The organism is Daejeonella sp., from assembly GCF_030684675.1.
Classification (GTDB): domain Bacteria; phylum Bacteroidota; class Bacteroidia; order Sphingobacteriales; family Sphingobacteriaceae; genus Daejeonella.
This window is the reverse complement of the sequence record NZ_JAUXXZ010000016.1, coordinates 78580-90834: the sequence shown is the minus strand read 5'-3', so window position 1 is coordinate 90834 and position 12255 is coordinate 78580. Positions and strand designations below refer to the sequence as shown.

At 36.9% G+C, this 12255-nt stretch carries 9 protein-coding genes and 1 tRNA gene; 4 read left to right on the top strand and 6 right to left on the bottom strand.

The window, feature by feature from the left end; all coding sequences use genetic code 11:
• Positions 1-31 precede the first annotated feature (31 nt).
• Positions 32-739: a hypothetical protein gene (locus tag Q8M41_RS02820; RefSeq protein ID WP_305363722.1), complete on the top strand. Its 708-nt coding sequence runs from the start codon at positions 32-34 to the stop codon at positions 737-739.
• A 246-nt stretch (positions 740-985) separates the two neighbouring features.
• Positions 986-3400, top strand: coding sequence for an AsmA-like C-terminal region-containing protein (locus Q8M41_RS02815; RefSeq protein WP_305363721.1), 2415 nt, complete (start codon positions 986-988; stop codon positions 3398-3400).
• 12 nt (positions 3401-3412) lie between these two features.
• Here Q8M41_RS02815 and Q8M41_RS02810 read toward each other — a convergent pair whose 3' ends face one another.
• Positions 3413-4162 carry an isoprenylcysteine carboxylmethyltransferase family protein gene (locus tag Q8M41_RS02810; protein WP_305363720.1) on the bottom strand — a complete coding sequence of 250 codons (750 nt, stop codon included), beginning with the start codon at positions 4160-4162 and terminating at the stop codon, positions 3413-3415.
• Between the two features lie 209 nt (positions 4163-4371).
• On the opposite strand from Q8M41_RS02810, the gene Q8M41_RS02805 reads away from it, so the two are divergent.
• Entirely contained in the window at positions 4372-5406 is a 1035-nt protein-coding gene (locus tag Q8M41_RS02805; RefSeq protein ID WP_305363719.1) for a quinone-dependent dihydroorotate dehydrogenase, read from the top strand.
• Positions 5407-5556: 150 nt separating this feature from the next.
• Here the strand turns inward: Q8M41_RS02805 and Q8M41_RS02800 are convergent, their stop codons facing one another.
• The 3 genes from Q8M41_RS02800 to Q8M41_RS02790 all read right to left on the bottom strand — a co-directional run bounded on the left by Q8M41_RS02800 (position 5557) and on the right by Q8M41_RS02790 (position 6632).
• Positions 5557-5739 (bottom strand): spore protein, encoded by a 183-nt coding sequence (locus Q8M41_RS02800; protein WP_305363718.1) that lies wholly within the window; start codon positions 5737-5739, stop codon positions 5557-5559.
• Positions 5740-5764: 25 nt separating this feature from the next.
• Positions 5765-5835, bottom strand: a tRNA-Cys gene (locus Q8M41_RS02795).
• Between the two features lie 53 nt (positions 5836-5888).
• Positions 5889-6632, bottom strand: a complete 744-nt coding sequence (locus tag Q8M41_RS02790; RefSeq protein ID WP_305363717.1) for an RNA methyltransferase — start codon at positions 6630-6632, stop codon at positions 5889-5891.
• Between the two features lie 41 nt (positions 6633-6673).
• Between Q8M41_RS02790 and Q8M41_RS02785 the strand changes: the two genes are divergently transcribed.
• Positions 6674-8998, top strand: a complete 2325-nt coding sequence (locus Q8M41_RS02785) for a BamA/TamA family outer membrane protein (protein WP_305363716.1) — start codon at positions 6674-6676, stop codon at positions 8996-8998.
• A gap of 346 nt (positions 8999-9344) precedes the next feature.
• Here the strand turns inward: Q8M41_RS02785 and Q8M41_RS02780 are convergent, their stop codons facing one another.
• Positions 9345-9905 (bottom strand): hypothetical protein, encoded by a 561-nt coding sequence (locus Q8M41_RS02780; protein ID WP_305363715.1) that lies wholly within the window; start codon positions 9903-9905, stop codon positions 9345-9347.
• Positions 9902-12217: a patatin-like phospholipase family protein gene (locus tag Q8M41_RS02775; protein WP_305363714.1), complete on the bottom strand. Its 2316-nt coding sequence runs from the start codon at positions 12215-12217 to the stop codon at positions 9902-9904. The genes Q8M41_RS02780 and Q8M41_RS02775 overlap by 4 nt, the downstream gene beginning before the upstream one ends.
• Between the last annotated feature and the right edge of the window lie 38 nt (positions 12218-12255).

Sequence of the window (12255 nt, the reverse complement as noted above, 5' to 3'; positions counted from 1 at the left end):
AACTTAATACACATCAACTAAATCAAAAAAAATGAAAAACTACTTATTTAGCTATGGATCAGTGATACTGGTAGCCGGACTGATCCTGACATCATGTACCAAAGATAATTCTACAGGAGATGGTAAACTTTCTTATAAAGTTAAACCATCTAACTTCACAGCATCTATTGGTCCGACAGCTTCAGGGAGCGGTTTAATTATTGCTATTAATTCAAACTCAAGTTTAACCTGGACTTCAGGAAATGTAAATGTCAGTGAAATTGATTTTGAAGCAGAAAGCAAGAGCACCAAGATTGAATATGAACTTAAACAAGCTTTTAATGTCGATTTGTTTAATTTGAGCCCGGTTTTGGGTAGTATTACACTGCCAGATGCCACTTATGAAGAAGTAGAATTAAAACTTGTACTGAAGAAATCGGCCACTTCTAATATTCCCCTTACTTTAAAAGGCACTTATACTGATGGAAATGGTAATAAAGTTCCGGTTGAGTTTTACTTTAACGAAGACTTTGAAGCAGAGGTTGAAGCAGAAAATCTTGTTGTGAGCGGAACCAACGATTACATTGGTTTAATAAATATGCAGATGAATAAGTTTCTGACAAATGTTGTTTCTGCCGATTTGAGCGGAGCTACAAAAACCAACGGAGTAATTATTATCTCCGGTACATCGAATATGGAACTGTACGCCAAGTTAAAAACAAACCTGAATGTATTCGCCGATTGCGATTTTGAAGATTAACAAAATCCTTAAAATTTAAAAAATAGAGGCTGTAATTTAAATATAGCCTCTTTTTTTTATATTAAAATTCACTACCAGTTCAGATATCACTTGGTCTGAAAGTAATTTTAATAGCTTCTGCATGTCAGAATTCAGGTTTAGTGATCATAATTCATGACGAAAATAATATTGGCTCATATTTTGTTTACATAAAACGTTAGCATTAATAAATGGGTAATACCCACCTATGGAAATTTATTTTAAGTAATGTCGCGCTGGTTAAAAATATCTTTAAGAGTAGGGGGGCTGATTCTAAGTCTGTTTCTGGTTGCATGGATCCTGCTTGCGGCCTATGTTTATACCCACAAGAAAGAAATCCTGACAGCAATAACTACTCAATTGAATGAAGATCTGAGTGGCAAACTTACAATAAAGCGAATGGAACCCTCTCTGATTCGGGGTTTTCCGGGAATTTCAGTATCTCTGGAAGATGTTCTTTTAAGAGATAGTTTATGGTCAATTCATAAGCACGACCTCCTGAGAGCCAAAAATGTCTATGTGGCTATCAATGCATTCTCCATCCTTTCGGGTTCAATCAAAATCAGGGATATCGAACTAAAAAGTGCTGAAATTTATCTGCTGACTGATAGTTCAGGGCTGAGAAATACCGAAATCTTCAAAAAGAAGAAACCATCTGATAATAAGGGTGGCATTACTAAAAATATTAACCGGGTTCATTTAAAAGATGTAAAACTTACTATTGATGATCAGCAAAAGCATAAGCTATTTAAGTTCAGTATCATAAATTTCAGGGGTAGTATTAAACAGAGAATTGGGGGTTGGGAAGGAAATGTGAAAACATTAACCCAGGTCGATTTTTTTGCATTTAATCTAAAAAAAGGGAGCTTTCTGAAAGGCAAATTACTTGACCTTGACCTCGATATGAATTATAGCGATAAAACAGGGCAATTGAATATCCCAATGCAGGAGATCATGATCAATAAGGATGATCTTATAATTGGTGGGAATCTCAATTTTTCATCAGAAAATTCAGATTACCTGATCGAAGTACAGGCACCATCTATCCTGTTTAAAGATGCTAAGAGTTTGTTATCATCGCATATAATTTCGAAGTTACAGCCTTATGATGTTAAAAAGCCTCTGGATGTTAGTGCTGTTTTGTCCGGAAAATTTAAGCAGGGTGGTGATCCTTTAATTAAAGTAGATTTTACAGCAAAGGATAATATACTTAGTACACGGGGAGAGAGTATTACAGATTGCAGCTTTACAGGAATCTATACCAATGAATGGAAAAAGGGACTGCCTCATAAAGATCCTAATTCATTGATTGCCTTTTATAATTTGGCAGGAAATTTCTATGATATTCCCTTTAAAGCTGATTCAATTCAGATAACAGACTTAAGGGATCCGGTGTTTACTGGAAAGTTTAAGTCTAATTTTCAGCTTGAAAAGCTAAACAACATAGTTGGTGGCAACACTTTTCAGTTTACTGCGGGAACAGCAGATTTGAACCTGGTTTATAAGGCTCCATTCAATCAATTGGATACAGGCAGGCGATATATCTATGGTACGGTCAATGTGAAAGAGGGGGCAGCTGCATATAATCCAAGAAATTTGCTTTTTAAGGATATTAAAATGTTAATGAATTTCAAAGGAGAGGATCTGTTTTTAGAGAACCTAAAGGTTAAAAGCGGTACAACCTCTCTGGCAATGGAGGCAGTTCTAAAGAATTTCTCAAACTTTTATTACACTGACCCGCAGAAGATCCTGATCGACTGGAAAGTTAAAAGTCCTAACGTTAATTTAAATGAATTTCTGGCTTTTCTGGGTAAGCGAAGACAGGGCTCAAATCCTAAGGGAAAGCGTTTTACAGGTAATCTGGACAAGATGCTTGAACAGGCAAGCATGGTCATGGAAGTTGAAGTTGACCGATTGATCTACAAAAATTTTGAGGGTAAGGATCTGAGATCAAATATCACACTTAAACAATCCGGGATCTTGATTAACAGGATGAGTATTAAACAGGGTGGAGGGAGTATGGATATTAAAGGCAATATTGATCAAAGTGGCACAGTGAATCACTTTAATATGAATTCCAGGATCAACAATGTTAATGTGCAGAATTTGTTTTATGCATTTGAGAATTTCGGACAGGATGCTATTACCGATAAGAATTTGAGAGGAACATTTTTCGGGGATGCATCGGTTTCCGGTTCCATGCTCCCAAGTGGGAAGATTGTTCCACTTTCATTAAGCGGTAAAGTTAGTTTTGATATCCGAAACGGTTCTCTGATTAATTTCGAGCCGATGTATAAAATCGGGAATTTTGCATTTCCTAACCGTAATTTTTCGAACATCACATTCATGAATTTGAAAAATACTTTAAGCATCTCGCAGAATAAGGTAACTATTCCTCCAATGGAGATTAGATCCAGTGTTTTGAATATATTTCTGTCAGGCGTTTATAGTTTCGGAAAAGGAACAGATATCGGAATGAGAATCCCACTCAGAAACCCCCGTAAGGATGAATTAATAACAGATATTGATGAGAAAAGGGAGCGATCATTAAAGGGGATCGTCCTCAATCTCCGTGCAGTAGACGGGGAAGACGGTAAAGTGAAATTTCGCTTAGGAAAAAAATCAGAAAAGGCTGAAGATTGATATTCCCTAGATTTAAACAGGATCCTGTAGCAATTCTGTTTTATATTTTATGAACTTTAATACGAAGTAGGTCAGAACAGAAAATATTCCAAACGATTGCAGGATTACATTGATATTTGGTTGTTCTTTGATCAGTTCACCTGCAATATCAAAAAGGCAAAAAATAATCATTAGAGCTGCAAATCCATTTTTTTCCTGACGTAAGACTTTTTTCCAGTTAAAACTATACTCGGATTTTACGAATGAGCTGAATCTGGGAATAATTATTGGCGTTTTTTTTGCCCAATTCAAATAGGTATCTCCGAATTTATTCTTCAGGAATTCCTCTTCTGTAAAAATGATCCTTTCGTAATAGAGAAAATAAAATAGAATAAAAGCAATTATGAACCAGAAATTACCGGTCAGCATTGCTATTCCGAGCCACATAAAGAAGTTGCCGACATAGAGCGGATTCCTAACAATAGAATAAATGCCGCTTGTATTGAGCTCATCAGCTACCTGTTGCTTTGTGTTCCTCCCTGATGTGTTCGGGCGGCTGTAACCTACTGTATATACCCGAATGAAGAAACCTAAGAAAGATATAATCAGGCAACTTAATTCGTATAAATAATGCTGGAGTTCTTCCTTAAGAATCCAGTTCTCCGGATTCGATTCATTCTTTAAAAACAGGCCTGCCCCAATCACAAAAATGATAAGTGGTAATACTCCACGATGTTTGAATAGCCATGTTCCCTGGCCTTGCATTTGTTCAGTTAAAGCCATTTTCCTTCTGCGATTAATCTAGTGTCATCGTAATGTAAATTATATATAATGAAATTGCAAGCCTGTGTTAAGATTTTGTTAAGTAATTTAATTGTTACGAAGAATTTTGATCTGCAGGAATTTTTCAGAATGGAATATTATGTTAAAACAGGGTTTGTTTTTTCGAAAGCCGGAAATGAAAATATAAATCAAACCTGTAACTTCGCTGCATGTATAAGCTGATCAAACCCATATTATTCCAATTTGACCCTGAAATTATTCACCATCTGGTGACCGGGGGATTGCGCAGAGTCAATCGTATATGGGGTGTTAAGTCATTATTGAAATCTTCTTTCCAGCTTGAAGACAAGCGTCTGGAAAGAGAGGTAATGGGTTTGAAATTTAAAAATCAACTTGGATTGGCAGCCGGTTTTGACAAAAACGCTTCTATGGTGGAGGACCTTGCTGAATTTGGTTTTGGTTTTATAGAGATTGGTACAGTAACTCCTTTGCCACAACCAGGCAATGAAAAACCCAGAATGTTCAGATTGCCATCAGACGATGCCCTTATTAATCGGATGGGCTTTAATAATCAAGGGGTTGATGTGGCTGCCGACCGTCTGAAGCGGATTGATAGGAAGGGAATGATTATTGGCGGAAATATTGGAAAGAATAAGCATACGCCCAATGAAGATGCGGTTAATGATTACATCAAGTGTTTTGATCGTTTATTCGATGTAGTCGATTATTTTGTTGTCAATGTAAGTTCTCCTAATACACCTGGTTTACGCGAATTACAGGAGAAGGAACCACTTAAAAACATATTGAACACTCTGCAACAACGAAACAAAAAAAACGATATATCTCGCCCGATTCTTTTAAAAATAGCGCCTGATCTTACAAATTCTCAGTTGGATGATATCATTGAGATTGTTAAGGAAACTAAAATAGCGGGTGTAATTGCTACCAATACTACTATATCAAGAGAAGGATTATCAGCACCTGAATTGATAAAGCACGAAAGCGGTGGACTCAGTGGTAAACCTCTAACTAAACGGTCTACAGAGGTGATCAGATATCTTTCTGAGCAATCTGGCAAAAGCTTTGTAATAATTGGAGTAGGGGGGATCCATAGTCCCGAGGATGCTCTGGAGAAGATCAGGGCCGGTGCATCTTTGATTCAGATCTATACCGGATTTATTTATGAAGGCCCGGGTCTGATCAAAAAAATACTGAAGAGCTTGTTAACGCAGACAGGGTTTTAAACCCTGTCAGCGTTTAATGAATTTAAACAGAAAAAAAACTGGAGCATGATTATGCCCGGAAAAATTATTTAACGGTATAATTTTAGAAATTACCGGGCAAAAAAAATCCTGATCTGAAAAGACCAGGATTGAATATTTCAATTTAGCTAATTATTTCTTAGCAGCAGCTTCAATAGCAGCAAGAACCGCATTGTTTTTAGCTATTTGTCCGGTAGCAGATTCTGCTGAACGGCTTCCGGTTTCAATATTCCGGCCTAATTTCAAAAACTGAACTTCTAAACGTGAAGTAGTTTTATTTTTTCTGTCTTTTCTCTTTAAACGTGTAACACCCATGGTTTTAAATTTAATATTTTAATTGAGGTCAGGAGCGGGTTCGAACCGCTGTAAAAGGTTTTGCAGACCTCTGCCTAGCCACTCGGCCACCCGACCTTATGTATTAAGGAATGCAAAAGTAGCAATTAATTATTGCTACCCAACAAATTTTATGATTTTCTTCTTAATTCTGAACAAAAGATAGACGCTGAAATGGCAACATTAAGAGATTCAGCTTTTCCATACCTTGGAATCGTAACCGGATAATTGATTCTGCTTTGAAGTTGATCACTAATTCCCTTCCCTTCATTACCCAGTAATATAATTCCTTCCTCTCCGAAATGGGTTTCGTAAATTGACTTCCCATCGAGTAAAGCGCCGTAAACCGGAAGATTAGTCTGACTCAGAAAGTCTCCAAGAGCTGTATAGATAATATTCACCCGCGACAATGATCCCATACTGGCCTGCACTACTTTAGGATTATATGCTTCAGCAGTATCCATTGAACATAAAATCGTGTTCAATCCAAACCAATCTGCAGTGCGAATAATCGTGCCCAAATTGCCCGGATCTTGTATGCCATCCAGGGCTATAAGGAATGACCCAACAAGTTTTTTTATGTTTAAATCACTTTGTTTGGGTATCTGAACAACTGCAAGTATTGCCTGTGGAGTGCTTAATGCACTTATTCTCGATAATTCTGATTCAGTAATTTCAACTAACTTTAAATTTCGTGATAAATTGCCCAACTTTGGCATCAAATTTTCTGTGTAATAGACAGAATCAACAACATAATCAGAATTTATAAATTCCTGAATTGATTTTAAGCCTTCAACAATGAAAAGGCCCAGTTCTTTTCTGATTTTTTTTTGATGTAAAGATTTTATAAAACTTATTTGAGACTTTGAGATCATACTTTATCTACCGTAGTTCCTTACTTACAAGTATACTGCTTTTGATTATATTAATCCTAGGCTCGTGTAATGCAACCCGATATCTTGCCGAAGATCAGGCTCTTGTGAAAAAGGTTGAACTGACAGGGGTGGATAAGCAATTTAAAGAAACTGCATTAACCTTTGTGCAAAGTGATATTCGCACAAACTCACGATTGAATCTGGCATTATATAATACCTTCAATACAAGAAATGGTAAATACAGAACAGACAAGGTTAAGGCCATTGGGGAAGCTCCACACCTGCTTGACAGTTCTCTGGTGGAGATATCCAGAGTTCAGATAGAAAAATTTCTGGCTACCAAAGGGTTTTTCAATGCCAAAGTTAAGAGTGAAATAGAAGTTAAGGATAAACATGCAATTATCAAATTTGTAGCTACTCAGGGGCCTGAATTTAAAATCAGAAAAATAGAATATAAAATTGCGGATTCTGCCGTTTTAGCGATCTATGAAAAAAATCGGGAGAGTTTCAGTAGGATGCGTGAAGGCAATCGCTTTGATTCAGATTCCCTTGCCTTAGAACGCGAACAGATTTACCGGATGATGAAGAAAAATGGGTATTTCGACTATGTTCGTCAGTATGTAAGATTTGATGTTGACAGTAATTTATCCGACAGTCAGGCAGATCTGAAGTTGTTTCTTACCAATCCCGAAGGGAAGTTGGCACACCAGGTTTATACTATTAATAACAGTCAGGTAACCATTCGGGCCAGTGAAGGTAAGTTTGAAGGATTAAAGGCAGATACCCTGCAGGTGGACTCACAGTTTCGTTTTATCGATTACTCCGGCAAATTCAAGCCAAAACCGATAAAGAAATATATCTTTTTGAAAAAGGATGATATATATAATATTGAAAATGAAGAACTTACTTATGACAGGCTTTATGATCTGAATGTTTTCAGAAACCTGAAAATTGATTATACTAAAACCAGCGACAGTACAAATAAGCTTAATCCCAGATATGATATTTCACCTCTGAAGCGGATGAGCAATAGAATTGAGGGTGAGTACACCTTTAACTCGGGGCGGAACGGATTTAACATTGGGAATACCTATACAAACAGAAATCTTTTCGGAGGAGCCGAGCTTCTTGAGGTAAAAGCAAAATACGGTGTTTTATTCGATGCTACCTCTGATAAAAAAATCCTGGATCGGGTTTTCAGCAGGGATCTTCAGCTCGGAATTAATCTGATCCTGCCAAAATTGCTTGTCCCTTTTAGAATTCCGGATATAGGGAGAAATGGAATGCCTCATACTACAATATCCAGCAGCATGCAATCATTTGACCAGCGGGCTGCTTTCAGAAGCCGGGTATTTATAAATTCCATTACCTACGACTGGGTAGAGACCAAATCCAAACTTCATTCGTATACCCCAATCAATATTGAGTTTAGAAAGGGTGTACTTGACCCTGTGTTTAGAGATAGTTTATTACAACGTGGATTTGGACTGTATGTTAAAACGAATGACCGTCAATTTTTCAATTTAGGTAGCCAATATGCTTTCACTTATAATGCCAACAGACTCGATAATTACAATAATTTTCTGTTTTTCAGGGGGTCGGTTGACTTAGCCGGAAATTCACTTGGTATTCTTGATAAGCTGATCAAATTTAAAAGGGATGCTGATGGATTTAGAACTATTTTCGGCTTACCCTATCAGCAATATGTAAAAACCGAATTGGATATACGGTACTACCGCTATTTGGGTGGCGATAAGCAATTCGTCGCGCGTTTGAATCCTGGAATTGGTCTGGCCTATGGAAATAGTGATCAGCTTACCTTTGAAAAAAACTTTTTTGCCGGAGGATCAAGTGGAGTTAGGGCATGGCAGGCACGTACTTTAGGCCCCGGTAATTATAACAGGGCTGTATTGGGAACAGATGGGAAGGCAGATACTCTCAGAGCAAACCTTCGAAATCTGGATCAGTTAGGTGAATATAAGCTGGAAGGGAATCTTGAGTATAGGTTTAAAATTGTTAATAGTTTCATGGGTGCAAAGGTAAAAGGTGCCACATTTACTGACTTTGGTAATATTTGGAGGAGAAAGGCAAGTGTCGAAAATCCGGGTGGTGAATTTAAATTCAATCAATTTTTCAACCAACTTGCGGTAGGTGTGGGAGCTGGTTTACGTTTCGATCTCAATTATTTTGTGTTCAGACTTGACGCAGGAGTTAAATTAAAAGATCCACAATTCACTGGTTCAGACCAATATGTGATAAAATACCTATTCAATAAAAAGGAATTTAAAGATAATTATGCCAGTACACATCGACCTGATGTTTATCGCTTTGTACAGTATAATTTTGGAATTGGAATGCCGTTTTAGTTTTAGTATTTAGTAGTTAGATATAAGATAACCTGAGTTCGATAGATGGTCCTGTTGCCGGGCCGTTCCGATGAAAAACAGCCCCGGCTAAAATAAACCTTGCCGGAGGAGGTATCTTCCGGCTATTCGTAATTTGAACCAGAACGCGATTTCTTGCTGGAAATACTCCGTAGGAAAGGACTGAACCAGCCTATAACTCACAGGTATTGATTTCCAAAATCTAATCATTGTAGCTCCAGAGCCTTATCTGACCAATTATAATCGCATTTTTTACCCTTCCTTATATCAAACTCAGGTTAAGATAGAAAGATTGTCTTCAGTTTCTTAAACTAATATTGCCTTTTACCTAAAATAAGTTCTTAAGTCCATCAAATACCGTATCAAAAAATGTAGAGATCTTCAGTCCATTACTTGTATTGAAGTAAAACATTACAATAAGTAAAATTCCGGCGATTATTATAAACTTTCTGAACATCATAGCGAGTAAAATAATTAGGGCAGGTACAAGCACCAATACCAGCCAACTAATTTTTATGGGGTTAATCATATCATATTTTTTAATCACATAATATAATTTGCCCCGATTTCCGGATTCATTTTCATGCCTTACATAAATAAACGTTGATTTGCTTATAGGCTGTGGGACAACTGCGGCCCCATTATTGAATTTTAGTTCCTGCTCAAATCCGTTGATGCTGAACTTAAATGTACCGCTCAGATTTTCAATCGGCTTATCAACCGAATCTGCAGCAATAATTGCTAACTGATTGTTCTTATAGAGGTTTTCCTTAACAATAAAATTGTTGATTGTAATCTCTGTTCCGGCAATTGTGTTGCTTTGAGTGTATGCTGATTCACAAATTAATAGTATTGAAAGTGAAAACAGTGCAAGTTTGATTAATCTCATTCGAATGATCGTTTATTATAAATTAAAAATCCGATATGAAACATTAGTCCAAATCGTTTTTGCTCCTCAGAATAATGATTGAGGCTTAAACTTAGCGGTCCTGCAAGCGTATTATAAACAAGTCCGGCAGTAGCAGCATAATAGCTTTTTGTAAATATACCAGCATAACTAACTGATTGTAAATTATCTAACTGAAATACTTTGAACGGCTGGAAAATATATCCTTCTGCCCGTAAATCAAGCTTTTTATACAGGTGAAATACATTTTTCATGCCAAAAGCCCCATAAGAATTCGCCCTGAAATTTTCAATGTACGAGGATTTTGAATCCTGTAGGGGATTGAATGCCGGGGCACTCAATAAGGTTGACTTGTATGTACTGAATAGCGGTTTATTGCTAAATACTGCTTCTGTTAAGAAGCCTAATGAATAGATTTTTGAGTTTAAAACATAGGATTCCCTGCTAATCATAGCTTTTATCCATTCACGATTGGTTTTTGTATTCTGTATTCTGGTAAACCCTGGTTCTTCCCTGAAGATATTTCCGGGGGAATATGATTCAGTGCCTGAATACATGTTAATTCCAACCTGAATAGATGACCCGCTGCTTGCATATTGTCTTCGATTTAATGAATTCCGGGTATAATTCAATGAGCCCATTAAACCATTAAAACTGTTGAAGTCCATGATATCTCCAAAGGTAAATCGCTGATTTGGGCTATACTGATCATCGAAGCTTATAAATCCTGCCTGAGCTTCCAGTTTTCCATTTTTGGTAAATGGTATTCCGAGCTTCAAAACGATTCTGCGATCTGATTGCTCAATAAAGGAGGGTTTTATGTTCTGAATAAAGATCTGACTTTTGTTGAAATAGTTCCAGTGGTTATAGGTCATCTCTGCTTCCAGATATACTGGAAGTTTGCTCGGGAAATCTACACGTGCACTTGTTTGAGCAGATTCATAAAATCCTCCTGCATAAAAATTGGCAGAGAAGGTATAAGACTTCTTTCTCAGATAGTTATACTGTAAACCTACATAAGCATTACTGATTGGCCTGGTTGAAATAGCACCCCCAAAATCTATTTTGAAGTTTTTTTCAGGTTGAACCTGTACCTCGAAATTATATAGATCCTTCTCAGATTCGTATTTTATTCTCGGATAAACAGTCTCGAAATTATCATCCGCGACTAATTTGTAATATCCTTTTTTAACCTCTTCCAGACTGCTAAATACATCAATAGTATTCTCAATAACCCGCTCTACATAATCTTTCTGCTTTGAATTTACTCCGCTTGCAATTATATTGTTGAACTCCAGAAACCCTAAACGCCCCTTAAAAGCTGCTCTTTTTTTATTCAGTTCATCTTTAGTAATTTCTCTTGAAATCGATTTTTTAATCGCAGGAATATTTGCTAGAGCTGCTTCATACCCCTTTTTAATTAGTTCTGCCACTGGTGAGAAATTAGTGGTAGAATATTCTTCAAGATCAGGCTGAATATAGGTTCCATTTTTTCCTATTGCAGATGAGTCAGTTTTTGACAGGAACATATATACCAGAAAACGGTTCATTAATTTTTCATCATTTTCTTTAGGATATTCGCTGAAGGTCTTGGAAGAAACATTGGTTCCAATAATATAATCAGGTTCGAAATCTTTCTTGAGCACATCCACCGGAAAATTATTGTACAAACCGCCATCAAATACATACTTATCATTCACTTTAATAGGACGGTAGACAAGGGGTACAGTAAAGGTCCCCCGAATAGCTTCTGCCAGATTTCCATTTGAAACCGGGATCATTTTTTGTGAAAATACATCCGCAACGATGCACCTGAATGGTACAAAAAGATGATTAAAATCGTCTTTTGCGATTGCTGAGGCCTGTCCATAAAGCTCGAGCAATGCAAAATTCAATGGGATGTCATTAATCAGGTTGGAACGTAACTTGACTTGAAATCCGGTATCTACCTGTAATTTGGCGGTTATAAATGAAGGGTTTTCAGGCTTTTTATTATAGAAATAGCGGTATTCATTTTTGTAATGGCCACTTACCCAGTTTTGAAAATCAGGGCTGAGGGCAATGGTTTCAATTTCTTCGGGACTGTAACCTGAGGCATACATTCCGCCGACAATCCCACCCATCGAGGTGCCTACGATATAGTCAATTGGGATATTGTTTTCTTCAAGAGCCTTCAGGACTCCGATATGTGCTAATCCTTTTGCACCTCCTCCGCTAAAAACAAGACCGACCTTTTGTGCATTTGCAGCTAAGGAGAACAGGAAAATAACTAAGAAATAAATATATTTATTCATGGTTGCCTTAATCAAAATTAAGGATTTTAACCATTAAA

Coding starts and splice junctions, on each gene's coding strand:
- Q8M41_RS02780 (WP_305363715.1), bottom strand. CDS start 9,905: ATGAGATTAATCAAACTTGCACTGTTTTCACTTTCAATACTATTAATT.
- Q8M41_RS02800 (WP_305363718.1), bottom strand. CDS start 5,739: ATGGGTGTTACACGTTTAAAGAGAAAAGACAGAAAAAATAAAACTACT.
- Q8M41_RS02775 (WP_305363714.1), bottom strand. CDS start 12,217: ATGAATAAATATATTTATTTCTTAGTTATTTTCCTGTTCTCCTTAGCT.
- Q8M41_RS02805 (WP_305363719.1), top strand. CDS start 4,372: ATGTATAAGCTGATCAAACCCATATTATTCCAATTTGACCCTGAAATT.
- Q8M41_RS02810 (WP_305363720.1), bottom strand. CDS start 4,162: ATGGCTTTAACTGAACAAATGCAAGGCCAGGGAACATGGCTATTCAAA.
- Q8M41_RS02815 (WP_305363721.1), top strand. CDS start 986: ATGTCGCGCTGGTTAAAAATATCTTTAAGAGTAGGGGGGCTGATTCTA.
- Q8M41_RS02790 (WP_305363717.1), bottom strand. CDS start 6,632: ATGATCTCAAAGTCTCAAATAAGTTTTATAAAATCTTTACATCAAAAA.
- Q8M41_RS02820 (WP_305363722.1), top strand. CDS start 32: ATGAAAAACTACTTATTTAGCTATGGATCAGTGATACTGGTAGCCGGA.